A 24099-nucleotide genomic window follows, 5' to 3' on the forward strand; every position below is an offset into this window, starting at 1 on the left:
GCAGATAGTGCCCGTAAATCGGGTTCGGCGGAAATACGGTAACAACTTCAAATATTTTAGATTTCTTCCTTTTTCTAGTTTGTAAAGTTTTCAGTGCCCTCCGCTTCAGCGCCGAGGAGGCTCACTGGACCGCCCTAAGGTGCGCGAAGGCCTGGAGCGGAAATCAACAGACAAGTTTCAAATAGCATAAATAAAAGTTTTGCTAGCTAGGGGCGTTTCAAGATGAGTAGATATTTAGCTTTTGATATCGGCGGAACATTTATTAAATACGGCTTAGTCACTGAAAATGCTGAGATCCTTGAGAACAATAAAGTAAAAACACCAGGTACATTAGACGAACTGCTATCGATTATTAAAAACCTTATCGTCACGTATTCGGATGTAAAAGGAATCGCGATTAGTTCACCTGGTGCTGTTTCGGATGAAGGTGTGATTTCTGGTTCAAGTGCCATCCGTTATTTACATGGACCAAATATTAAAAATTTGGTTAAAGAGCTAACTTCACTACCGGTTTACTTAGAAAATGATGCGAATTGTGCGGGCTATGCTGAGTTATGGAATGGTGCAGCTAAGGGAAAAAAAGATGTGCTTGTCATGGTGATTGGAACCGGTATTGGTGGATCGGTGTTTAAAAACGGTCAATTACATAAAGGAGCCCATCTCCATGGCGGTGAATTTGGTTATATGCTGGTAACAAGTGATGTTCAAGATAGCAATGACGTTTGGAGCAGGGTGGCTTCAACGGCTGCACTGGTAAGAGAGGTAGCTAAAAGAAAGCAAATCAGTGCCGAGTCTATTTCTGGTGAACAAATATTTCAGCTGGCAGAATCAGGTGATAAAGATTGTATTGAAGCAATTAATCGATTCTATCATTTATTAGCAGTAGGGATTTATAATTTACAGTACATTTACGATCCTGAGGTAATCGTCATTGGCGGTGGCATCAGTGCAAGAGACGAACTCATAGATGGAATCAATGAGAAGCTAGATCATATTTTAGCAAGAGTGGACCTTGCTAAAATAAAACCGGAAATCGTAGCTTGTAAGTATCGTCAAAATGCCAACTTATTAGGGGCCGTTTACGGTGCTATGCACACTGAATTAAAATAGATTCATAGATAAAACCGCTTACTTAAGACTGGGCAAGTACCGATTAGTAGAGCACATTCTACAGTGACCTATCCAGCAGACTATTTTAAAAAGATAAGAAAGTATAAAATTTGTCACAGCCACAGACCTTTGTCTGTGGTTTTTTTGTATGGAGACAAATATTTTAAAACGTCCGAGTGTCCCAAATTTACGCATATATTGGCGTTTAGGTTAATAGAATGAACAGTGAACAAGCTTGTTTTAAGTCGTAATGATTTTGCAGGAGGACATTCATTCTTTTTGGATGTTAGTGAGCTCTTTATTATAAAAAAGTAACAAGGAGGGTGACATGATTAAGGTAAGGAATCTTGTTAAGTCTTTTGGGTCCCAAACTGTATTAAATGGGATTGAGCTTACCGTTTCAGAGAAAGAGGTTGTCGTGATTATTGGTGCTAGTGGTTCAGGGAAAAGTACCTTGCTGCGGTGTCTTAATTTTTTGGAGATTTTTGATCAAGGTGAAATTATCCTTATGGGGGAAAAGATCATCCCCAACCACACCAATCTTAATAAAGTACGAGAAGAGGTGGGAATGGTTTTTCAGCATTTTAACCTTTTCCCACACAAGAATGTGTTGGAGAATGTGATGGAAGCACCTTTATATGTGAAAAAAATGGACAAGGCAGAGGCTGAACAAAAGGCTATGATTTTGCTCAAGAAGGTTGGGCTAACGGATAAAGCCTTCGCCTATCCGAAAAATCTATCTGGCGGTCAAAAGCAACGCGTTGCTATTGCTCGTTCCCTTGCCATGGAGCCACGCATTATGCTATTTGATGAGCCAACCTCTGCGCTTGATCCGGAATTAGTCGGAGAAGTGCTTCAGGTTATGAAACAGTTGGCGTATGAGGGAATGACGATGATTGTGGTTACCCATGAAATGGGCTTTGCCAGGGAAGTAGCTGATCGGGTTGTGTTTATGGGAGAAGGAAAAATAGTAGAAGAAGCAGCACCCCATGAATTCTTTATGAATCCGCAAAACGAGAAAACCAAACAGTTTTTAACGAATATTCTTTAAAAAATGGAGGAGGTACTCATGAAAAAGAATGTATGGGTAGGATTGCTTGTTTCGCTGTCTTTGGTTTCATTCATCCTGACGGCCTGTGGTTCGTCAGAAAAAAGCGCTGGAACGTCAGCAGATAAAAAGGAATTTCAGTATGCCATGAGCGGATTATATAAACCGTTTAATTTTAAAGAGAATGGAAAATTAGAAGGTTTCGATGTGGAAATTGGCAAAGCCCTTGCGGAGAAAATGGGGATGAAGGCTGTCCCTGTGACAAACCCATGGGAAACGATTATTCAAGGGTTACAAGCGAAAAAGTATGATGCGATTATTGGCAGTATGACCGTAACGGATGAACGGAAAAAATCGGTCAATTTTACCAATACCTACTATCAATCTGGTGCACAGATTTTTGTCGCTGAAAATAAACAAGACATTAAATCAGCTGCGGACTTGAAAGGGAAGACGATCGGTGTTGTAAAGGCAAGTAATTACAAGGAATTGGCGCTGCAAAACACAGATAAGGACAAGGTGGTTGAGTATGACAGTGACATAACTGCCTTGATGGATTTGCCAACTGGGAGACTTGACGCGGTGATTACGGACCAAATGGTCGGATTTCCCATCATTAAAGAAGGCGCCATTAAGATAAAGGATGTGGGCGAACCGCTTTCTCAAGATGATCAAGCGATTGCGGTACGAAAAGAGGACAAGGAGCTGCTTGACAAATTAAATAAAGCTCTTGAGGAAATTATTAAGGATGGAACGTATGAGAAGATCAGTAACAAATGGTTTAACCGCAATATTTTAGGAGAGTAAGGGAGTCATTGCATGTCCTTGTCTTGGACCTTTTTGACTATGAACGGGAGGGGGTGTGGATCATCGTTCAAATTTTCTTAGACACCTACGAAGTATTTATTTATGCTGCCGTTCTTACCTTACGATTAACAATGACATCCTTACTAATTGGGATTATCATCGGGCTAATCATGGCGTTTTTTAGAATTTCAAAAAATAAATGGCTTAACAAAGTGGCAATGGTCTATATTGGCTTAATTCGTGGAACACCGTTAATTGTACAGATTGCCATTCTTTACTTCGGCATTGCTTCCATCATTACCTTGTCTCAGTTCTGGGCTGGAGCGTTGGCCTTAGCCATCCATAGTGGGGCTTATATCGCTGAGATTTTCCGTGGCTCCATTCAATCGATTGATCGGGGACAAATGGAGGCAGCCCAATCACTAGGTATGACGTATCCGCTTGCCATGCGAAGAATAGTTTTACCGCAAGCCTTTAAATTTTCAATTCCCTCATTGGGCAATCAATTTATTATCGGTTTAAAGGATTCATCTTTAGTGGCGTATGTCGGTATGGCTGATTTGTGGGGCTCTGGCTTAAGTGAAGCGGCGTCTAATTACCGGCAATTGGATACGTACATCGTGGTGGGATTCTACTATTTCATTCTCGTCATGCTATTTACGTATCTTCTTAGGAAATTGGAAACACGATTGGATATTGATTCGAGGAAAACGACATAAACTTTTTTAGGACATTGGGACATTGGGGTCAGACCCCCACTCTACTAAAGTTTAAAGCAGTGAAGAGAACCGGGTGCAAGGTACCATCCAGAGAATTTCCAGCAGTGTGGGGTATAGAGAGTATCACAAAAATTATCAAAAAACAGCTTAAAACCCCTGTCTTTAGATATGGGGATATAAGCTGTATTTTTTTGAAAAAGCCAAGGTTCCTACTATACTTTCTATCAAACTATTTGGTATAATGAAAGTATAAATAGAACATTTGTTCTTAGTTGGGAGGTGAACGAAATGTACAGTGCCTATAAAATTCAAATACATCCAGACCATGATTTGTTTGAATACTGTGATACTCTGTGTTTTAAGGCGAAAAATTTGTATAACATTACCAATTATTATATTAGACAGGTTTACAGCGCTCTAAAAAAGGAAACTAGAAATGAAAATCAACTTCAGGTTCTAATGGATATTGAATCACATTTACCTAAAATGAATGAGATTCGCCAGAAAAGCCATGAAAAAGCGAAGATGAAGCCCAAGAAAGTAAACAAAAATGGTAAAATAACTAATCCAATGTTGAAGCTATTTGAAATGCCTCATCTTGAGAAATCATTTATTGGATATGGCTTTGTAGAAGCCTTATTTAAAGTGATGAAACAAGTAGATTACACTTCTATGCCCTCCCAGTCCAATCAACAAACGATGAAAAAAGTTTATGACGATTGGAAAAGTTTCTTCGAAGCCTCTAAGAAATATAAAATCAATCCTGCTAGCTTTTCCGGTAAGCCAAAGATTCCAAAATACAAACAGAAGAATGGAAGAACCACATGTTATTTAACTAATCAAATAACCACGATTAAAGAAGGAAATGTTCTTAAATTTCCTGGAACTCATCTACAGTTAAAATTGGGAAAGATAGACCAATCTGAAGGAAAACTTCAACAGGTTCGAATTGTCCCCTCCTATGGTCGCTATGTTGTAGAAGTCATTTTTAAAGGTAAACAGGAAAAGGAAATTGAACGCTCTGACAAGCAATCTAATGAATTGATATTTGAGCCGAAACGAGTAATGGGTATTGATTTAGGCGTTGATAACCTGGCAACTATCGTCGATAATACGGGGCTAAAGCCTCTGCTTATCAAGGGCGCAAGGTTAAAATCGATCAATCAATACTATAACAAATTAAAGGCTACGTACACGAGTATCATTCGAAATGGCAAAGATCCAAATGAAGGGATATTTACCACGAACCGAATGATTTCGCTGGATCGAAAAAGAAATAATCGAGTCATGGACTTTTTGCATAAGGCTAGCGGTAAAGTGGTGGAAATTGCTCTAGAAAGAAACATCGATACGATTATCATTGGCAGGAATGTTGGCTGGAAAGTGGAGGTTGCTATGCAAAAGGCAAATAAGCAAACCTTCATCCAAATCCCCTATGTGACTTTCATTGAAATGGTTCGATACAAAGCCGAGCGCAAAGGTGTTCAGGTCATTGATAGGGAGGAGAGCTATACTTCCAAGTCCAGTTTCTTGAATCATGACCCCATCCCAACTTTTGGAGAAGAACACGAAACTACTTTTAGTGGGTATCGATGCACTAGAGCCTTTTACAAAATTAAGGGCTCAAAAGTTCTAATCCATGCGGATGTAAATGGCGCCTTTAATATCATTCGAAAACATGTAAAGAGTGCCTTTGAAGGACTTGAAAGAAATCAATTCCTTCAGGCTCCACAGAAAATCATCATCATGAAAAATGGATATGCAAAGCTGAAGGCTTCGGCCTGATGTACTAGCGGGACTTGTGGTAGCCCACGAATAGACAATGGTGCTTTTTTAGACTATTCTTTCGAAACCCCTAGCTTTAGCTATGGGGATACTCATCCCCAACCACACCAATCTTAATAAAGTACGAGAAAAGAACCGGGTGCCAGGTACCATCCAGAGAATTTCCAGCAGGGTGGGGTATAGAGAGTATCACAAAAATTATAGATTCAAACACCATTAGTTAGCACTAGGCCAATGTGAATAAAGAAAAAAGGAGATATAACTTGATAAAAGCTCCATTATAAAATGAAAAAGGGGCTTCCAAAGGTCAGTTACCTGACTTTTTGGACAGCCCCTTACAAAAATTCTCCTTTGTTGGAAATAAAACTCCCCCCACCGTTCGTTGAAAACTCTGGGGACTTTTTGAAAGATTACTTATGGGAAACAATAAACTCTGCATTTCCATGTAGTTCAAACTCTCCAGTACCAACCGGAAGAATGAAATGTGTTCCTATTTTCAGCGGATAACGTTCACCTGAATGAACAAGTGCACCGTCTCCTTTTATGACGCTTACGAGCAAGTAGCGGTCAGCAGATGAAAAAGTTGCTTTGCCATTGATCGTCCATTTGTAGACAGAGAAGAAATCAGATTCCACAAAAGTCGTTACCGTTGCATTTTCACGTTCCTCCACTATAGGGGTTACACCTGTTTCTTGGTGAGGAACCGTGGTGACATCAATGGCTTTTTCTAAATGGAGTTCACGTAAATTCCCCTCCGCATCCCTGCGGCCGTAGTCATATACCCGGTAGGTGGTGTCAGAGCTTTGCTGTGTTTCCAAGACAAGCGTACCTTCGCATAAAGCATGGATGGTCCCACTTGGAACATAGAAAAAGTCGCCTGGCTTTATTTTTACTTTACGCAGGAGCTCATTCCATTTTCCTTCATTCATTTGCTGGATTAATTCCGCTTTTGTTTTGGCATTGTGGCCGAAGATCATATCAGTGCCTTCCTTGCAGTCGAGGATATACCAGCATTCTGTTTTGCCTAACTCTCCATTTTCATGAATATTTGCATATTCATCCTCAGGGTGGACCTGAACGGATAAATCCGCATTGGCGTCAAGAATTTTCGTTAACAGGGGAAAAACCTCTTCTTTTGGGTTTCCAAATAACTCTGGCTGTTTTTTATAAAGCTCGTCCAATGACATCCCTGCATATGGTCCATTTTCTATAATCGATGGCCCATTGGGATGAGCAGAAATGGCCCAGCATTCCCCTGTTTGGTCGGTTGGAATGGCATAACCAAACTTTGTTGTTAAAGCAATTCCGCCCCAAATACGTTCTTTAAAAACTGGTTTTAAGAATAATGGTTGCAAAACGATAACCTCCGCTGATTATATAGTCTCTTGAAGTGCCTGCTGGGCAAGCATAAGTGATCCAGTAATCCCAGCATCATCGCCCAAGCCGGGACTAACTATATAGTCAGATAGCTCTGGTAAAATGACATAATCGGCAATGAATTCTTTTAAATGTTTATATATTGATGGAAATAATTGCTTTTGATGCATAATTCCGCCGCCAAGGATAATTTTTTTCGGAGAAAGAATCAACATATATTGCATAAGAGCTTGAGCAATATAATATCCTTGTAATTCCCATACTTCTAGCCTGTCCGCTAGGTTTACTCCCTTGGAGCCCCAACGTGCCTCAATTGCTGGGCCAGAAGCTAGACCTTCAAGGCAGTCGCCGTGATATGGACAGTTTCCTCGATATGTATCTTCCAGATGACGTCTTACAAGAATATGGCCCATTTCCGGATGGGATAATCCTTGAAGAAGTTTGCCCTGGACAACGGCTCCTGCCCCAATACCTGTTCCAATGGTTATGTATAAACAACTATCCAATCCCTTTGCTGCTCCATAAGTAGCCTCACCTAATGCAGCTGCGTTCACATCGGTATTAAAACCTATCGGTATGCCGAATTCGTTCTCTAACGTCCGTACGAACGGGTAATTACGCCAACCTGGTTTAGGTGTCGAAGTGATGTAGCCATATCTGGGACTTTCCTTATCCAGATTTAACGGACCGAAAGAACCCACTCCGATTGCCTTAATCTGGTTACCCTTAAAAAATTCAATAACCTTTGGCATTGTTTCCTCAGGGACAGTGGTTTGTATCTGAATTCGTTCTATGATTTTGCCTGTATCATCCCCGATCGCACAAAGAAACTTCGTACCGCCGGCTTCAACTGCACCTAACATCACGTACTACCACCTATCAATATACTTAATCTTCCTATTCATTATACTAAAGAAAGATTATATTTTAAATCCTTCCAGAGAATGTAAATAGGAAATTTGTAACTGATAGATTATCGTCACTTGGATCATTTTTGGAAATTCTTTGATGAAATCAATCTTTTGTTTTTTTATAGATTCCTATACAAGTTTGATGATGCGGAGGATAATGGAGAAGGTGGATAGTTTGAAATCTTAAAATTATTTTTGAGGGGTATAAACTAAAGTAAAATCCGAAGAAGTAGTTTTATCCAACCAAAGAGTGCTATCCATAGCGGGACACTTATTGAGACACCCCAGAGCAGCCCGTGAATAATATTACCTTGTTCTTCCATTAAAACCACTCCCTACAATATAGTTAAGATTACTGTTTATATTGTTTTGACTGATATCATTTAAAAGATATTGAATAGCGGTTATATTAATGGAGATACCCTAAGGTGATATATATTATTCATTCGTTGGATAAGAAAAATGTGGAAATGTGATTATACGTTAAAAATACCAAACATAGAGTGAGATTAAAGTGGAAAGTTGTCAGAACGATTAAATTTTATTTCGACAAAACTATATAAGATTTTAGTGTGCCTTGTGCAATGATCCTTTCACCCCCTCCATGCCCATTTATTTTTGTCTTAATTTAGTAAATATTGTCTGTTTTTGGTTTTTATTATTTATAAATGGTTAATAGTACTATTAACGGCAAGTAATTAATGATATAGTTAGCTTATAAATACATAGTTCGTACGAAAGGGCAAATCCATTGAAAAATGGTGTCGCAAAACTATAGGGGCTAACGTTCTTTGAAACTATGCCAGCCAGGTACCGAATATGATCACCTTCCTACGAATTAGTAAATAGCCATTAGGGGGTACTATTATGTTTATGTTTATTGCAGGTTTATTAGTCGGTTCTTTTTCGATGCTTACCATTATGAGTCTTATGGTTGCAGCAAAAAAGGGAGACCATCAGTTAGAAGCTTTTCGAAGTGAAAAGGCTTACCAAAACTGAGAACCTGTCACAAAGCGTATTTTCTTGAAATCATTATTTTTTTCATAGATTTAAAATTTTCTATATCGGTTAATAGATTAAAGAATAGGTTTATTGCACCCTTGCGGTGTAATAAACCTATTCTTTTTTATATTGATATATGATTTGTGACAATATAGTAGGTTTAAACACTAGGTTTGTTATTGATACTCTATATTTTTACCGGTATCGGGTTTCTTTTTTCAAACTTATAAATATAGTTAAATCCACAATCCTTCGCTATAGAAAGTGCATCTGTGAGGTTGGCACCAACAGACTCTGCTGCATGAGAGTCTGAACCAATCGTCAAAATTTCTCCGCCTAGCTCTTTATACAGTTGGATGACCTCGAGCGATGGTAATGTTTGTTGTAATCCTGTTCTAAGTCCAGAGGTATTAATTTCAATTCCTATATTTCTATCAATTGCTTTTTTAAAAATTTGCTCGATGATTTCTTGATATTGATGAAAATCATAAAGGCCATGTTCTTTATAGGCATAGCGCTTCATTAAATCGAAATGTGCGATTATATCTACATCAGCAGTAGATACCATGTGATATAGTTCATTAAAATACCGTTCATAGGCGGTTGGATGACCTTCTTTGAGGGCAAGGCGTAGCTTCTGGTTGTTGAGATTATGGACCGAGCCCAGGATGAAATCTAAGTTTAGTGGCTGCACTATTTCATCATATTGGTCTTTTAAAAGATGAGGCTCGCAAAGTTCAATGCCAGCTTTTACAATTAACTGGCTGTGAAATTGTTCCTGACAATACCGAATCTCATTTAAATATTTTTCAAAAACGATGTGACCATAGGTTGGTGCAATTGGATTAACGGAGAAATGCTCGGTAAAGCAAATCTCTTGAATCTCGTTTTCTATTGCTTTTTTACATACTTCTACCATACTAGCGGTGGAGTCAAAGGAATGATTGGTATGATGATGGTAATCCATTAAATACATACTTATTCACCAGCTCTTTTTTTAAAACTACTATAGTGAAATCATTCACAATTGTCTATAATGAAACAAAAATTTGTCTAATAACGAGATGGGCGCAATTTTGTCAGATTGTTCAAACATCAATTGTTCCCAATCACCGAACAACATGAAAGCGTTCTATTATATGATTACTTCAGGAGGTAGAGACCCGATGATGATTGATAAACGACCTGCACTTTTACTGAGGCATCTATTAAAAGTGAAGAATACTACCATGAATCAGGTCATGGATCAAACTCACTTAACCAAGCGACAGATATCCTATGACTTGGAGAAAGTCAACTATTGGTTGAAGGAGAAAACCCTTCCTGTGATTCCTTACAGGGGACATCAATTTATCGTGATGCCGGAAGAGGTAATCGACTATTTTCGGAAACAACGAATAGAAGTGAAGGAACGCGATTTTATTTTAACCGAAGAGGAACGTTTGATCTTCATCTACCTTTACCTTTTTATCCGGCAAGAGCCCATTTCGTCGGTCCATTTAACCCAGCTCCTGCAGGTAAGTAAGAACACAGTTATATCCGATGTGAAAAAGGCCAATGAAAGGAATCTCTCCTTCCTGGTTGAAATACGCTATTCCAGGCAAAAGGGCTATCATCTTTCAGGTGCAGAGTCGGATAAGCGGGTACTTGTCCAACATCATTTAGCTGAGTTGTTACGCATTCCGTATTATAAAGAACTAATCAACTATCTAGTAAGTGATCGGTCGGAGCAAATTGCTTTGAATACGATTCACGATACGCTTACTGAAATGGAAAAGCTGTTCGACCTCCATTTTGTCGAGGAACGATTGCATCATTTTACGTTTTTTCTTGTTTTCTATTATTACCGTTATAGGGAAAGAAAGTTTGTCAGGTTCCATCATGATGAAATCGAATTATTGAAAAAAGAACATATGTGGCGGGTGGCAAAAACATTATTTCAATCTATTCAGTTTGAGGAAGATGAAAATGAGCTATGCTATTTCACCACTCAATTGCTAGGTCTTTCATTAGGAAACCGCTCTGTTCTTGATGGAGGTCGGGACTTAATTTTTACATTATGTGAAAAGCTTGTATTTGATTTTGAAAACAAAGCAGCGATTGCTTTCGAAAAAAAGAACGAAGTCATTAACAGCTTATATCAGCATCTAAAGCCAGCTTATTTTCGAATGAAATATCGAATTCCGATTAATAATCCGCTGCTCGATCAAATCAAACGAGAACATCATGAGCTATATACGATCGTAAAGGAATTGCTCCAGCCGATTGGATCACTATTAAGTATAAAAATCCCAGAAGATGAAATTGGATTTATCACGATTCATTTTGGAGCAATGTTAGAAAAACCGAAGCAGGTAGTACCTAAAAAGAAACGAGCGATCGTGGTTTGTCCAAGTGGAATAAGCTCATCGTTGATGGTGAAACACCTGCTGGAATCGCTTTTCTCTGAAATTATCGTAGAAAAAACCCTGTCATTACAAGGCTATCAACAGGAGAATGTTGACCAATATGATCTCGTCTTTTCAACGGTAGAGATCGAATCTAAGCTGCCGTGCTTTTATGTAAAGCCAATTATGACACCAACAGAAAAAAACAGCTTGGTCAATGAAGTGTATCATCATCTTTTTGGGATCGAATACCGTGACATCTCGACAAAAGAGCTGATTCAATCGATCCAGCGCTTTGCCAATGTTTATGATGAAAAAGGCTTAACCAATGCTTTAAATCAACTAACCTTTCACAAAAAGGTAGATATTCAGAGGGGGGATCAACCAGTGTTAAGCGATTTACTGAAAGAGAATACGATTCAAATTGTTGGACAGCTCCCTGATTGGGAGCAGGCTGTAAAAGTAGCAGCCAATCCTTTGCTAGAGTCAGGGGCTATTGAATCAACCTACATCGATGCGATGATTTCTAATATTAAAACATTAGGTCCATATGTTGTCATTGGCCCAGAGGTGGCCATTCCACATGCACGACCTGAATTAGGAGTAAATCAACTAGGGATGAGCTTTTTAAAGCTCGATGAGCCGGTCTATTTTTTAAATGACGAAAAGTATCCTGTCCGCTTAATCTTTTGTATTGCGGCCATCGATAATAAAACACATCTTAAGGCGTTATCTCAATTAACGAAGCTTCTAAGTGAGAACAACAATGTCGGGCTCTTAAAAGAGTTAGAGACAACAGAAGATATTCTTGAATTATTCGAGCGTTATTCAGCAGTGGTTTAATTTTTAAAAAATAGGAGGAATTTCAAATGAAAATTTTAGCCGTTTGTGGATCTGGTTTAGGCAGCAGCTTTATGTTGGAGATGAATGTGCAGCAAATCCTTAGTGAGTTAGGTGTTAGCGGTATTGAAGTTGAACATTCTGATCTTAGCTCTGCTACTCCAGATTCCGCTGATCTTTTTATCGCAGCAAAGGATATTGCGGAAGGAATGGGGCATTTAGGTGAGGTTATCGTGATTGAAAGTATTATTGATATGGATGGTATTCGCAGCAAACTGAAGGATGTCCTTCAACAAAAAGGATTGCTTTAATCATTTGAATTAATTGGGAGGTAATCGTATGGGCGAAAGAATTCTTAAATTATTCATGGATATTTTGAGTACGCCAGCTGTGCTGGTTGCGTTAATATCGCTTGTTGGTCTTATTATTTTGAAAAAGCCAGCGAGTGAGATTATAAAGGGAACGACTAAAACGTTCTTAGGCTTTCTTGTTATATCTGCAGGTGCTGGAATTATCGTTGGATCCCTTGAACCATTCGGTAAAATGTTCGAAGTAGCTTTTAACGTTAACGGGGTTGTGCCAAATAACGAGGCTATTGTTGCGATGGCGTTAACCAAGTATGGTACTGCAACAGCCTTCATCATGTTCTTTGGAATGTTAGCGAATATCTTAATTGCTCGGTTTACTAGATTAAAATATATTTTCTTAACAGGCCATCATACTTTATACATGGCATGTATGCTTGCGGTTATCTTAGTTGTATCTGGTTTAAAAGGAGTACCATTGATTATTGTTGGTTCCCTTGCGTTAGGTTTAATCATGGCTGTATTCCCAGCGATTTGTCAGCCGTTTATGCGAAAAATTACCGGAAACGACAACGTTGGTTTCGGACACTTCTCAAGCTTAGGTTATGTATTGTCGGGTCTAGTTGGGAAAGTGGTTGGTAAGGGATCTCGTTCAACAGAGGAGATTAAGTTTCCTAAGGGACTTGGATTTTTGCGTGATAGCTCTGTCACGATTTCATTAACGATGGTTATTCTTTATGTGTTTATTGCTCTATTTGCAGGCCCATCTTATGTTGAAAAAGAGTTAAGTGGCGGCACTCATTATATTGTTTTCTCTATCATTCAAGGTGTTACGTTTGCAGCAGGGGTTTTCGTTATCCTTTCAGGTGTTCGACTTGTGTTGGCTGAAATTGTTCCTGCGTTTAAAGGGATTTCTACTAAACTCGTTCCAAACTCTAAGCCAGCTCTTGACTGTCCAATTGTATTCCCATATGCGCCAAATGCGGTATTAATCGGGTTCTTCTGCAGCTTCCTTGGCGGTATCGTCGGAATGGCCATCCTTGGGTTCGCGGGTGCAGTTATTATTTTACCAGGTGTCGTTCCTCATTTCTTTACAGGTGCAACGGCTGGAGTATTCGGTAATTCAACAGGCGGTGTCCGCGGTGCGACGATTGGTTCGTTTGCAAATGGTTTGTTGATTACCTTCTTACCTGTATTCTTAATGCCGGTGCTAGGAGACCTTGGTTTTGCTAGTACAACATTCTCTGACGCTGACTTTGCAGCTTCTGGAATTCTACTTGGTAATATCGCTAATTCCTTTGGCGCAACAGGTGTTACGGTTACGGTTGTTGGTCTTGTTGTTCTTGCAGTGGTATTTGGTTTTTTCAAAAAAAACAAAGCTGCGTCTGATTCACAACAAGTAGGAGCATAGGACAGTGGGGGTGTTTTCGCACACCCCTAACTTTTTGAAAAAAAGGAGGAAAGAAGATGGATTTACAAAAATTAGAAGCATTTCGTGATGAGATCCGGCTTAATACATTAAAAGAATTATATCATCTTGGTTTCGGGCATTATGGCGGCAGCTTATCGATTGTTGAAGCCTTGGCTGTCTTATATGGTGAAGTGATGAAGATAAATCCTCAGGATCCGAAATGGGAGGATCGTGATTACTTCATTCTATCCAAAGGTCATGGCGGACCAGGTCTTTATGCGACGTTATCGGCTAAAGGCTACTTTCCTGAAGAAGATCTCTATACGTTAAATCAAAATGGAACCACTCTTCCTTCGCATCCGGATAAGAATTTAACACCTGGTGTGGATATGACAACTGGATCTTTAGGACAAGGAATCTCCGCTGCTGTTGGTGTCGCGCTGTCTCATAAACTTTCAAATAAGGATAATTATACGTATTGTATCGTCGGTGATGGTGAATTAAACGAAGGACAATGTTGGGAGGCTACACAATTCGCTGCCCACCATAAGCTGAATCATCTCTTTGTGTTTATTGATGACAATAAAAAGCAGCTAGACGGTCTAACGAAGGATATTATTGATCCACTTGATTTTGTGGAGAAGTTTAAAGCATTTGGTTTTTACACACTGCGTGTTGACGGTCGTTCATTGGAACAAATCTATGAAGCTATTGAAGAGGGAAAACGTCAGGTAGAGAAGCCGATTGCGATTATTTTAGATACCGTTAAAGGGCAAGGGGTTCCCTATTTAGAAGAAAAGGCAGATAACCATCATATCCGTCCCAGTGAAGAGGATGCAACAGCTATTAGACTTGCGATTGCAGAATTGGAAAGAAAACTTGGAAAGGTTGTGTCAGTATGATTTCAACACCATCCAAACATTATGAACTAGAAAAAGTGGAAATGCGGCAAATGTATGCAAATACATTGGTGGAACTGGCGCAGGGAAATCCCGATGTAATCGCCCTAGAGGCTGATTTAATGAGTGCTATCTCTACGAATAAAATTGTTAAGCAGATTCCGACGCAAATCATTAACGGCGGGATCATGGAAGCGAATATGATGGGAGTGGCGGCGGGGCTGTCGTTGACAGGGAAGATCCCTTACGTTCATACCTTTGGTCAGTTTGCTACTCGTCGCACCTTTGACCAGCTATTTGTTTCAGGTGCTTATGCGAAGACCAATATTAAGATTTTAGGATCCGATGCTGGTGTGACGGCCGAGCATAACGGAGGCACTCATATGGCCTTCGAGGATATTGGTCTTGTTCGCCTTCTTCCTAATGCTACAGTGTATGAAGTGAGCGATTCTACCATGCTACGTTTCTTGCTTCGGAAAATTGAAAAAGAGCATGGGATTCATTACATCCGGACGATTCGTAAAAATGCCGTTAAGCTTTACGATGAGAATGAAGTGTTTGAAGAGGGTAAAGGAAAGGTTCTTCGTGAAGGAGGCGATGTTACCATTATCGCAAGTGGCATTATGGTAGCGGAATCCTTAAAAGCGGCGGATTTGCTTTACGAGCAAGGAATCGAGGCAACCGTGATCGATATGTTCTCGATTAAACCAATTGATAAAGATTTAATTGTGAAATACGCGTCGAAAACGGGAGCTGTTGTAACAGCAGAAAACCATAACGTCATTGGCGGGCTAGGAAGCGCAGTAGCAGAAGTACTAAGCGAACACTGCCCAACCAAAATGAGACGCATTGGAGTAAAAGAACAATTCGGCCAAGTCGGCAAACTCGAATACCTAAAAGAGTTTTACGAACTAACCCCGAAAGACATAGCAGGGGCAGCCAAAGAATTACTATAAAAAGTGAAAGGGTGCCGTTAAAACGGCGCTCTTTTTTGGGCATTTTTTCTTTTTGAAAGAAATGTATATAGTACAAAGTTAGAATTATGTCACCGTGTATCGGGCTGACATAATTCGACGCATTTTATGATAGAAACTCTTTGTTTATCAGGGGTGGATGTACTTTTATTTAATCGTTTAGTTAGTATCAAAGCGTGTCAATGTGTGTAGATGAGTCGTTTTTATAGGTTAGTTTTGAGGATTCTTATCGAAGACTTGGACCAAACATCGACATGAATTTTTCTAACCAACTGGCATGAGTTCGTTTACTAAAAGGGTTTTACCCACATTTAATCAATTGATTAGTTAGTGAATTTTCTATTAATCAAACGTTTGATTGGATTTGCTGTATTTGCTGTTGTGGAGGGGTTTGAATGGTTTTAACGAAGAGAAGTTTGTCGAGAAGGGGTTTTGTCATAACGAAGATACAGGAAAAAGGCGTAAAAGATCACCTTTACGCTTTTTTCCTTGTTAATCGGTTATAAACTTGTATCGTAAAATAGCAGCTAGTCCTGCACCATCCTTGAATTCGCCCTTTTGAATTAACGTCTTCAATTCTTCCATCGATAGTGTATGTACTACAATTTGTTCACTGGTTTCTAACTTTTGTTCGGATGGAATCAAACCGGTGGCTGCAAACAAAAAGACTTCTTCTGTTGTGGATCCCTGGGAAGGATAAAAGCTTCCTAAATCAAGCCAATGTTCTGCTAAATAACCTGTTTCTTCCTCCAGTTCTATTTTAGCGACATCCATGGGTGGCATGTCAGCTGTATCAATCATCCCAGCAGGAAGTTCCCATTGCCAGCTTTTTACCGCGTGTCGATATTGTTTAATACAAAGTACTTCTCCATGATTTGTGATGGGGAGAATACAAACTCCTTTGGCAAAGTCTATAAAGGAAAATGTGGCTTCATCCCCATTGGGAAGTATAACTTCATCAATCGTAATTTTAAAACGACCGAGTTTTTCTGTATTCGAACTTTCTATCTTCCAAGTCATTTTTCTTCACCTCGCAGTCGTTACTCACAATCACCCCTTTTGTTCTGTTAATCGGTTATAAACTTGTAGCGTAAAATAGCAGCCAGACCTGCGCCATGTTTGAATTCGCCCTTTTGAATCAGTGTCTTCAAATCTTCCATTGTTAGCTTATGTAGATCAAGCTGCTCGCTATTTTCTAATTTTTGTTCGGAAGGATTTAAACCAGCTGCGGCAAATAAAAAGATTTCTTCCGTTGTGGAGCCTGGAGATGGATAAAAGCTCCCTAATTCTAGCCAATGTTCTGCTGTATGGCCTGTTTCTTCTTCAAGTTCTCTTTTCGCAGCAATCAAGGGTGTTGTGTCTGTTGGGTCAATCATTCCAGCAGGAAGCTCCCACTCCCAGCTTTTTACCACGTGTCGATATTGTTTGATACAAAGTACTTCTCCGTTAGCTGTGATGGGGAGTACACAAATTCCTTTGGCAAAGTCTATATAGGAGAAAGACTTTTCATCCCCATTAGGTAGAACCACCTCATCAATCGTAATCCGAAAACGATCTACTTTTTCTATATTTGAACTATTTATCTTCCAATTCATCTATTTCACCTCTTATTTTTTCACTACATCTATTCTAAACCATTGGTGAACGTAGAAAAACCTTTATGCCAATTTTTTGGGGTCAGACCCCCACTCGGCTAAAGTTTAATGCGGTGAAGTATGTCACTGCGTTTGGGGTGACATCATTCGACGTATATTTTTATAGAAACGTTTTGTTTATCAGTGGTGGATGTATTTTTAATCAAACGTTTAATTAGTATCAAAACGTGTCAATGTGTGTAGATGAGACGTTTTTATAGGTTTCTATTTCGGATTTTTATCGAAGACAGGGACCAATCATCGACAGGGTTTTTTCTACCAAACTGGCCTGAGTTCGTTTACCAAAAGGGTTTTACCCACATTTAATCAATCGATTGGTTAGTAAATTTTCTAGTAATCAAGCGTTTGATTGAATTTGCTGTTTTTGCTGTTGTGGAGGGGTTTGTTTTATTTTAGAGGAGTGAAGTTTGTCGAGATCCGGATAAGTAGAAAGGAGTGTAAAGTAGAGGACATGCTAACCATGCTAATTGGAGATTCGTTCGTGTGACTTTCGCCCTTTCACAGAACGAGAAGTTCTGAAGGGAAATGTGCGGGAAATTAGTGCATATTTTTTTCGGAAGAATGTTCTAGAAAACGAGAAAACCACCCTGCGCCTGTAGGAAGCATAAGGGTGGTTCTGATAAAAGTAAACCGAGACAGCCATCACCCTGATGGTTTTGCAGGGCTGTAATCATCACAGCGACTGAACCTACATTTCTCCACTTAGTTTGACTAAGATTTTTGCTTGTGAGAGGTCGCTTGATAATGAATGGAAGCCTTCTTCAACAATGTTATCTAGTTCTATTTTCTTTGTCATGATTGGACTTATATCAAGCTCTTTGTTCATTAAAATGTCGAGTGATTTTTTGAATGTTTCATGTTCATATCCTAGAGAAGATGATAGTTTAACGCCTGAAAGCATTAATTGCACAGGATTGAATTCAAAGTTTCTTGCATGGATGGCGATGACCACGACATTACCTTTTGGTTTTGTCACACTGATTGCAGAATCAAACGTTGGTTTTACACCAGCAACTTCAAAGCTTGCATCTACACCTTCTGGATGTCTGTTTTTCAAGTAAGCGACTGCATCTTCGTTTCGTGTGTTTAAAACATGTGTTGCGCCAACTTGCTGTGCTTTTTCCAAACGTTCATCTGATAAGTCAAAGGCATAAATTTCTTTTGCACCTGCTGCTTTTGCCGCTACAATGGCAAATAAACCAATCGGGCCGCATCCAAAGATGGCTACTGTATCTCCTTCTTTTACTTCTCCTTCTTTAACGGCTTGGGCTGAAACCGATAATGGTTCAGTAAGTGCTGCTTTATCTAATGGTAGTTCTTCAGGAACAGGAACGACATTTTCTGTATTGGTAACTACATATTCAGCAAAAGAACCATCTGTATGCAAACCTAGAGAATAAAACTCGTAATAACGGTCAATTTCTGCTGCATGATTTCCTCGAGTTATTACAGGATTTACGACGACGCGATCTCCTTTTTTGAATTCAGTTACATTTTTGCCGACTTCTTCAACGATACCTGAAAATTCATGGCCTAGAACGATTGGAGTCGTTTCGCCTGTATAGGCATTTGGTGTTTCTTTGGGGAGTAAAATAGGACCAATTTCGAATTCGTGTAGGTCGGTTCCACATATTCCAGACCAGGCTACTTTCACTTTAACATCATTATCTTTTACATCTTTTACTGCTCGTTCTTCAATTCTTACATCTTTTTGATCATACCAAACCGCTGCCTTCATATGTGTTCTCCTCCTTTATTTCATTACACTTTAACTGTAACACTCTATCTGGAAATGAAAAAAACAAAAGTAGTATAATTGTCGTATAACCAACACTTATCCGAAAAGTGTCGTCTATTTTTGTGCGTAGTAGGAGTGAGAAAAATGAAACAAATGACAGATAGAAGAGCTAAGAAAACAAGGTTAGCTTTAAAAAATGCCTATATCGATTTAATCGAAAAGTATACAGATGATCAAATAACCGTTGTTATGATTACCCAATATGCAGATGTAAACCGTGCCACGTTTTATGATCATTTTTCAAATAAATCCGATTTACTAGAGGAAATTTTATGTGATGTGCGTGAGGGTTTAAAAGAGGAGATATTAACTCCATTCAAAGAAAAGAATACAATTAAAATCAAAACGTTAACACCGACGACGGTTCGGATTTTTGAATATATCGAAAAGCATAAGAAGGCTTTTCTTGCACTCTACCTAAGTCATCCCGTTTTCAAACAACAAATGGAGGAGTTGTTTTTTGAAATTTTTTCAAAGGACATTCGGATGGAACTACAGTCCGAAGCAGGGGAAGTGAACTATGAAATGTTTTTACATTATCAGACTAGTGCTACCCTCGGACTCATCTTTTTCTGGATTAAAAACAATTTTCACTCGGCAGCCTACATGATGGAACAATTGACCATCTTATCTAATACAAAGGTAATAAATCTTGTATCGGTGGAAAGGCCATAAGGAGGTTCTGATGGCTTTTCGCATTTTGGGGTCAGACCCCCACTCGGCTAAAGCTTAATGCGGTGAAGCGCGTTGGTTAAATAAAAAGCATAATATTAAATTGTTAATAGAAGAACTCGACACTATTCTACCTAATTTCTATAGAATCTCTTGAATCATCTACGGTGGTGACTGTTTCAATCAAACGTTTAATTGGCATCAAAATGTGTCGCTCTTTGTAGCTAACTAGTTTTTATGGATTTTTATTGTAGATCATTATCAAAGACTGAGACGTTTCATCGACAAAAAAATTTCTGCCAAACTGACATGGGTTCGTTTACCAAAAGGGATTTCCCAACAACTAATCAAACGTTTGTCGAGCGAGGGATAAGTAGAAAAGAGTGTAAAGTCCATCCGATTTTAGACTATGGGGACGGGTTTTTAAGTGGTGGTATTAGAAGGAAAATAAAGGTCGATCCCTACTTAGCCATGGAAGCAGCCATCACAAGGTACCATGAGAACCATCCAGGAGGCTGACCATGTAGAGAGTGGTAGGATAAATAAAAGAAAAATGGTAATGGTAGTTTCCTTGAATAACCATGTTCCTAATAATGAATTAGTGATGTGATAGTGATAGAATAATAGTTCATCCAGTTTTAAGTGGTCAAAGAAGTGAGGAATCGATAGTGAAGAAATTCAAGAAGTTTTACTTAGAGATTACAAGTGTATGTAATCTTGCATGCAGCTTTTGTCCGCCAACAGAACGACAGAAGCAATTCATTTCTGTGAAGGATTTTTCGAAAAGATTAGACCAAATTAAACCGCACACAGACTACATTTATTTACATGTAAAAGGTGAGCCGCTGCTCCATCCTAAAATAGACCAATTGTTAGACGTAAGTCATGAAAAAGGGTTTAAGGTTAACATCACAACCAATGGAACATTAATTAATAAAAAGCGGGAGAAATTATTAAATAAGCCTGCACTAAGACAAATGAATTTTTCCCTCCATAGTTTTGATGGCCATATTGGATCTAAAGATAAGGAAGGATATGTGAAAAGTATCCTTTCTTTTATTCAAGAAGCAACGAGTCAATCAGAAATGATTGTTTCCCTGAGATTATGGAACCTTACACAAGACAATACGACGAATATGGAAAGAAAACGAAACAGAGAATTACTAGAAATGATTGAGAAAGAGTTTGATTTAGACTACAAAATTGAAGAGAAGGTAGTACCAGGCAGCGGCGTGAAAATTGCAGACCGCATCTTCATCAATCAAGATTATGAGTTTCAGTGGCCCGCGTTACATGAAGAAGAAGATGATGGCAAGGGCTTCTGCTATGGCATGCGAAATCAAGCAGGTATTTTAGCAAACGGAACGGTTATTCCTTGTTGTCTAGATGGTGAGGGAGTGATCAACCTTGGAAATATTAATGATCATTCATTTTCTGATATTATCGAGATGGATAGAGCAAAAAACCTTGTAGCTGGTTTTTCACGAAGAGTGGCAGTGGAGGAACTATGTAGAAAATGCGGATATCGCAAAAGGTTTGGGAAATAGATAGGCAAATGGCTAGGATATAGTAGCTTTGTATCTATAGCTTCTCAAGCCCCTGTTTCAAATGGTGATTTGCCAAATACTGCTACAAATCAATATAACTGGCTGGCAGTTGGGCTGATTCTGATACTAGCAGGTATGGGGATTGGTTTAGTAGGATATGTAAAGAGAAGAAATTCTTAGGATCATGAATAAATAAAATTGCTCAGAGTATTATGAACTCTGAGCAATTTTATTTTTCAACGGACTGAAGGTCGGAACATGGAGGCGGTTCTGGTGGCCTTTTTGTTCAGTAATTATGATAGATATCGGTTGATGAAAATGTTTGTTTTAATCCCGTAGGTATTCAAGAGGAATTTAATGAAGTGGAATTAATATTGAGTTGTTCATAATAGAAGTGGTTCTCACGATAGTTTGGTGAAAAGTAAATGCAATTTATGCTCCATTGGAGGAAGCTAAATTACCATTTGGAGTGAAGTAAACGTTGGACACAGGATGTTGGTCGGCAAGTTGGTTGAGGCTGTAATGGAAGGAATTTAAGAATTTACTTTAAGTTAACAAAGCATGCTTGTTGATTTGTTATAATGGAGGAAACAATACATTTCTTTCCATGTCAGCGTTCAATGAAAGGGTGATGTGTAATGCTGAAGTTAGGCTTAAAATGTTCGTACGAACCGGAACAATTGTATGATCGATTACGATATAAGCCAGATATTATTGAACTGCATTTACATGAGGACGATTTGTTTAAAGACAAAAGGAACCAATTAGAAAATACCATCTCCATGCTTTTAAACCTTGGTTATGATGTCTATTTGCATCACCCGACAAAATACAATGGGAGATATTTAAATATTATCCACGAACAGAAGGAAGATTATCTTTTCTATCATTTATCAACTCGGATTCTTGCTGAAATTTGTTTAACCCATTCGATAAAATGCATCATTCACCCTCACTATTTACCATCTGCCACCTCATCTATCAATAGCGAAAATAATGAAAAAATGGTCAATGAAATGAAACAAATTTTAACATACGGAAAAGATGTTTTTTTATGGGAGAATTCCATTCATGGTCTATTTACTGCCGAAAACACGAATTGGTTCGAGGAAATCGTCAAGCCATTACATTTGCCATTAGCCTATGATATTAGCCACGCCTTTATCTCCTTTAAAGGTAATAACTCACTTTTGCTAGAGCAGATAAAAACGTTAGAATCCTATATTCATTATTTTCATGTCGTCGATAGTGAAGGTCAGAAGCATGATGGATTGCAACTGGGAACGGGTTTAATTCAGTGGGAACCCCTTCTTCCGTTTTTAATGAACAAACCATATATCTATGAAATTACTCTTAAAGATAAAACGAATGCATTCGAAATGTATGAAAGCCATCTTTATTTAGTTGATTTATTAAAGTGACTAACAGGGATGTCTCTGGTGGCTTTTTATTGGTGGTAGTAGGAAATAGTGATGGATACTTTTTTCAATTCTGATCGTACAAATAGTTAATTTTAACTATCATTATTCAGCAGTAAGAGTAGGACCGTGGGTATGGTTTTGCTGGGTTCTCAGAGGTTATTGAGAGGAGAGATTATTAAATCCAGTGACTGTGGTCAAGCCTCCATAATAAAAAGGGAGTAAGGCTTGAGGGATAGCAAAGAGAGAAAAAAAGGAGCCATCAGAGGGACTAGGTCCATACTCGGTAATCGGATGATGTGTCCAAGATCAATCATTTTTCTCAACTGTTTTCCCCAACCTCTCCTATTTATCTCCTGAAACAATTTCTCTTACATATCTAATACAACCTTAAATAGCTTCTTGTCCTAATCAAGGGGGGGATTCGGACAACTTTGACTAATTCCGCTGGGGTTGGTGTCCGAATCAGGTACCCATTTCGGAAAGTTTTGTAATAACCATTCTACGAAAACAGTCTTTATTTTTAATTAACATCAATGATGAACGGTTCATCACCAATATTATCTTTTTCTATAAAGATTTTTCGTGCTACATCTCCAATTATGTTCGTTGTAATAGCATCCACAGTTCCGCCAATAACCCCACCTACCAAAGGTACAGCTTTACCAAGATTTATGGCACCTTTTTCACCAAATTTTGTTAGAAGGCGAAATCCAACTGCTTGATTTATTTTTGTAATGACTGCAGATGGGATTTTTTTAATCCCACTTATCGCAAGCTTCTGGCTAATAACAATTCCTGTATTCTTTGCAATTTCCTTAGCGCCATTACCTGCCAGGCATAGATAAACAAAAGATTTTACTTCATCATCTTTTAGGTTATAGCCTCCCATATGAGCAATAGCTGCAACCATTCTAATTTGCACCAATAAAACACTTGCAATATTAGCAGGGATCGCAACAGGCAAGACAATAATTCCACCCAATCCTGTCAAAAAGCCACTTGTTGCACTTTTCGTGTTTTGCCAGCGAATTAAACGATTAACCTGCTCTTCTAAACTACCCGTCTTTTTTAGATAGTTATCTGCTAGCTCGATTGCAGTATCCATCCCAGGTATTCCACCATTTAAAGCTTTATCATAGGACCAATCTAATGTATTCATCATAGCCTCGTGGGTAAAGGTTTTTACATCTTTCAACATTTCCATCACCATCCTATGTCTATATGGTAAAATTATACTTTGTTAGAAAAATAATTGATACTATAATTCCTTTTTATCTAACTAGCTAGGATGTGATTAAATGGCTACTTATAAGCAGGTCCAGGACTACATAAAACAAAAACATGGCTACTCTGTCAAAACTTGTTGGATTGCACATATGAAAGAAGTTTGCGGGCTTAAGCCTCGAATTTCGCCAAATAGGCAATCACCAA

At 38.7% G+C, this 24099-nt stretch carries 23 protein-coding genes and 1 riboswitch; of the genes, 16 read left to right on the top strand and 7 right to left on the bottom strand.

The genetic code is table 11. From position 1 onward, the window contains the following. Positions 1-222: 222 nt before the first annotated feature. From V7124_RS04080 to V7124_RS04100, 5 genes are all read left to right on the top strand, one after another. Positions 223-1110, top strand: coding sequence for an ROK family protein (locus V7124_RS04080; RefSeq protein ID WP_335486330.1), 888 nt, complete (start codon positions 223-225; stop codon positions 1108-1110). A gap of 328 nt (positions 1111-1438) precedes the next feature. Continuing rightward, positions 1439-2161: an amino acid ABC transporter ATP-binding protein gene (locus V7124_RS04085; RefSeq protein WP_335414068.1), complete on the top strand. Its 723-nt coding sequence runs from the start codon at positions 1439-1441 to the stop codon at positions 2159-2161. 18 nt (positions 2162-2179) lie between these two features. Next, a complete protein-coding gene (locus tag V7124_RS04090; protein WP_335486333.1) occupies positions 2180-2965 on the top strand; it encodes an ABC transporter substrate-binding protein in 786 nt (261 codons plus the stop codon). A 59-nt stretch (positions 2966-3024) separates the two neighbouring features. Beyond that, entirely contained in the window at positions 3025-3684 is a 660-nt protein-coding gene (locus V7124_RS04095; protein ID WP_420490503.1) for an amino acid ABC transporter permease, read from the top strand. Between the two features lie 288 nt (positions 3685-3972). Next, positions 3973-5469 (top strand): RNA-guided endonuclease InsQ/TnpB family protein, encoded by a 1497-nt coding sequence (locus V7124_RS04100; protein WP_335486336.1) that lies wholly within the window; start codon positions 3973-3975, stop codon positions 5467-5469. 410 nt (positions 5470-5879) lie between these two features. Here the strand turns inward: V7124_RS04100 and manA are convergent, their stop codons facing one another. After that, on the bottom strand, positions 5880-6830 hold the full coding sequence (gene manA, locus V7124_RS04105) for a mannose-6-phosphate isomerase, class I (protein ID WP_335486668.1): 951 nt from the start codon (positions 6828-6830) through the stop codon (positions 5880-5882). A 12-nt stretch (positions 6831-6842) separates the two neighbouring features. Beyond that, positions 6843-7709 carry an ROK family protein gene (locus tag V7124_RS04110; RefSeq protein WP_335486339.1) on the bottom strand — a complete coding sequence of 289 codons (867 nt, stop codon included), beginning with the start codon at positions 7707-7709 and terminating at the stop codon, positions 6843-6845. Between the two features lie 779 nt (positions 7710-8488). Next, positions 8489-8575: riboswitch (cyclic di-GMP riboswitch) on the top strand. A 49-nt stretch (positions 8576-8624) separates the two neighbouring features. Here V7124_RS04110 and V7124_RS04115 point away from each other — a divergent pair. Then, positions 8625-8756: a hypothetical protein gene (locus V7124_RS04115; RefSeq protein WP_335486342.1), complete on the top strand. Its 132-nt coding sequence runs from the start codon at positions 8625-8627 to the stop codon at positions 8754-8756. A gap of 190 nt (positions 8757-8946) precedes the next feature. On the opposite strand, the gene V7124_RS04120 is transcribed toward V7124_RS04115, so the two are convergent. Then, on the bottom strand, positions 8947-9735 hold the full coding sequence (locus V7124_RS04120; RefSeq protein WP_335486345.1) for a histidinol-phosphatase HisJ family protein: 789 nt from the start codon (positions 9733-9735) through the stop codon (positions 8947-8949). A 190-nt stretch (positions 9736-9925) separates the two neighbouring features. On the opposite strand from V7124_RS04120, the gene V7124_RS04125 reads away from it, so the two are divergent. The 5 genes from V7124_RS04125 to V7124_RS04145 are packed head-to-tail and all read left to right on the top strand — an operon-like array spanning position 9926 to position 15557. Continuing rightward, complete coding sequence (locus tag V7124_RS04125) at positions 9926-11989, top strand: BglG family transcription antiterminator (RefSeq protein ID WP_335486348.1); 2064 nt, start codon at positions 9926-9928, stop codon at positions 11987-11989. Positions 11990-12015: 26 nt separating this feature from the next. Beyond that, entirely contained in the window at positions 12016-12297 is a 282-nt protein-coding gene (locus tag V7124_RS04130; protein ID WP_335486351.1) for a PTS sugar transporter subunit IIB, read from the top strand. Between the two features lie 28 nt (positions 12298-12325). Further along, positions 12326-13702: a PTS ascorbate transporter subunit IIC gene (locus tag V7124_RS04135; protein ID WP_335486354.1), complete on the top strand. Its 1377-nt coding sequence runs from the start codon at positions 12326-12328 to the stop codon at positions 13700-13702. 56 nt (positions 13703-13758) lie between these two features. Continuing rightward, positions 13759-14604, top strand: a complete 846-nt coding sequence (locus V7124_RS04140; RefSeq protein WP_335486357.1) for a transketolase — start codon at positions 13759-13761, stop codon at positions 14602-14604. Next, the gene (locus V7124_RS04145) at positions 14601-15557 is read left to right on the top strand and encodes a transketolase family protein (protein WP_335486360.1); all 957 of its coding nucleotides are present in this window, start codon (positions 14601-14603) and stop codon (positions 15555-15557) included. The genes V7124_RS04140 and V7124_RS04145 overlap by 4 nt, the downstream gene beginning before the upstream one ends. A 510-nt stretch (positions 15558-16067) precedes the next feature. Here the strand turns inward: V7124_RS04145 and V7124_RS04150 are convergent. The 3 genes from V7124_RS04150 to V7124_RS04160 form a co-directional block, all read right to left on the bottom strand. Next, positions 16068-16595 (bottom strand): NUDIX hydrolase, encoded by a 528-nt coding sequence (locus V7124_RS04150; RefSeq protein WP_335486363.1) that lies wholly within the window; start codon positions 16593-16595, stop codon positions 16068-16070. A 47-nt stretch (positions 16596-16642) separates the two neighbouring features. After that, complete coding sequence (locus V7124_RS04155; RefSeq protein WP_335486367.1) at positions 16643-17170, bottom strand: NUDIX hydrolase; 528 nt, start codon at positions 17168-17170, stop codon at positions 16643-16645. A gap of 748 nt (positions 17171-17918) precedes the next feature. Continuing rightward, positions 17919-18968 carry a 2,3-butanediol dehydrogenase gene (locus tag V7124_RS04160; RefSeq protein WP_335486370.1) on the bottom strand — a complete coding sequence of 350 codons (1050 nt, stop codon included), beginning with the start codon at positions 18966-18968 and terminating at the stop codon, positions 17919-17921. Positions 18969-19112: 144 nt separating this feature from the next. Here V7124_RS04160 and V7124_RS04165 point away from each other — a divergent pair, with 144 nt between their 5' ends. The 5 genes from V7124_RS04165 (at position 19113) to V7124_RS04180 (ending at position 22668) form a co-directional block, all read left to right on the top strand. Then, on the top strand, positions 19113-19703 hold the full coding sequence (locus tag V7124_RS04165; protein ID WP_335486373.1) for a TetR/AcrR family transcriptional regulator: 591 nt from the start codon (positions 19113-19115) through the stop codon (positions 19701-19703). A 306-nt stretch (positions 19704-20009) separates the two neighbouring features. After that, on the top strand, positions 20010-20219 hold the full coding sequence (locus tag V7124_RS04170; RefSeq protein ID WP_335486376.1) for a hypothetical protein: 210 nt from the start codon (positions 20010-20012) through the stop codon (positions 20217-20219). Between the two features lie 149 nt (positions 20220-20368). Beyond that, positions 20369-21247, top strand: a complete 879-nt coding sequence (locus V7124_RS04175; RefSeq protein ID WP_335486379.1) for a radical SAM/SPASM domain-containing protein — start codon at positions 20369-20371, stop codon at positions 21245-21247. 69 nt (positions 21248-21316) lie between these two features. Further along, complete coding sequence (locus V7124_RS26220) at positions 21317-21427, top strand: LPXTG cell wall anchor domain-containing protein (protein WP_420490501.1); 111 nt, start codon at positions 21317-21319, stop codon at positions 21425-21427. Positions 21428-21885: 458 nt separating this feature from the next. Next, positions 21886-22668, top strand: coding sequence for a sugar phosphate isomerase/epimerase (locus tag V7124_RS04180; protein WP_335486382.1), 783 nt, complete (start codon positions 21886-21888; stop codon positions 22666-22668). A 520-nt stretch (positions 22669-23188) separates the two neighbouring features. Here the strand turns inward: V7124_RS04180 and V7124_RS04185 are convergent. Next, a complete protein-coding gene (locus V7124_RS04185) occupies positions 23189-23866 on the bottom strand; it encodes an EcsC family protein (RefSeq protein ID WP_335486385.1) in 678 nt (225 codons plus the stop codon). Between the last annotated feature and the right edge of the window lie 233 nt (positions 23867-24099).

The organism is Neobacillus niacini (assembly GCF_036961885.1).
Classification (GTDB): domain Bacteria; phylum Bacillota; class Bacilli; order Bacillales; family Cytobacillaceae; genus Neobacillus; species Neobacillus niacini_H.

Bases quoted from the DNA above. Each gene is read 5' to 3' on its own strand.
- V7124_RS04150 (WP_335486363.1), bottom strand. From the start codon at position 16,595: ATGACTTGGAAGATAGAAAGTTCGAATACAGAAAAACTCGGTCGTTTT.
- V7124_RS04155 (WP_335486367.1), bottom strand. From the start codon at position 17,170: ATGAATTGGAAGATAAATAGTTCAAATATAGAAAAAGTAGATCGTTTT.
- V7124_RS04165 (WP_335486373.1), top strand. From the start codon at position 19,113: ATGAAACAAATGACAGATAGAAGAGCTAAGAAAACAAGGTTAGCTTTA.
- V7124_RS04145 (WP_335486360.1), top strand. From the start codon at position 14,601: ATGATTTCAACACCATCCAAACATTATGAACTAGAAAAAGTGGAAATG.
- V7124_RS04100 (WP_335486336.1), top strand. From the start codon at position 3,973: ATGTACAGTGCCTATAAAATTCAAATACATCCAGACCATGATTTGTTT.
- V7124_RS04130 (WP_335486351.1), top strand. From the start codon at position 12,016: ATGAAAATTTTAGCCGTTTGTGGATCTGGTTTAGGCAGCAGCTTTATG.
- V7124_RS04180 (WP_335486382.1), top strand. From the start codon at position 21,886: ATGCTGAAGTTAGGCTTAAAATGTTCGTACGAACCGGAACAATTGTAT.
- V7124_RS04170 (WP_335486376.1), top strand. From the start codon at position 20,010: ATGGGTTCGTTTACCAAAAGGGATTTCCCAACAACTAATCAAACGTTT.
- V7124_RS04185 (WP_335486385.1), bottom strand. From the start codon at position 23,866: ATGTTGAAAGATGTAAAAACCTTTACCCACGAGGCTATGATGAATACA.
- V7124_RS04135 (WP_335486354.1), top strand. From the start codon at position 12,326: ATGGGCGAAAGAATTCTTAAATTATTCATGGATATTTTGAGTACGCCA.
- V7124_RS04140 (WP_335486357.1), top strand. From the start codon at position 13,759: ATGGATTTACAAAAATTAGAAGCATTTCGTGATGAGATCCGGCTTAAT.
- V7124_RS04085 (WP_335414068.1), top strand. From the start codon at position 1,439: ATGATTAAGGTAAGGAATCTTGTTAAGTCTTTTGGGTCCCAAACTGTA.
- V7124_RS04120 (WP_335486345.1), bottom strand. From the start codon at position 9,735: ATGTATTTAATGGATTACCATCATCATACCAATCATTCCTTTGACTCC.
- V7124_RS04160 (WP_335486370.1), bottom strand. From the start codon at position 18,968: ATGAAGGCAGCGGTTTGGTATGATCAAAAAGATGTAAGAATTGAAGAA.
- V7124_RS04125 (WP_335486348.1), top strand. From the start codon at position 9,926: ATGATGATTGATAAACGACCTGCACTTTTACTGAGGCATCTATTAAAA.
- V7124_RS04080 (WP_335486330.1), top strand. From the start codon at position 223: ATGAGTAGATATTTAGCTTTTGATATCGGCGGAACATTTATTAAATAC.
- V7124_RS04115 (WP_335486342.1), top strand. From the start codon at position 8,625: ATGTTTATGTTTATTGCAGGTTTATTAGTCGGTTCTTTTTCGATGCTT.
- V7124_RS04110 (WP_335486339.1), bottom strand. From the start codon at position 7,709: ATGTTAGGTGCAGTTGAAGCCGGCGGTACGAAGTTTCTTTGTGCGATC.
- V7124_RS04090 (WP_335486333.1), top strand. From the start codon at position 2,180: ATGAAAAAGAATGTATGGGTAGGATTGCTTGTTTCGCTGTCTTTGGTT.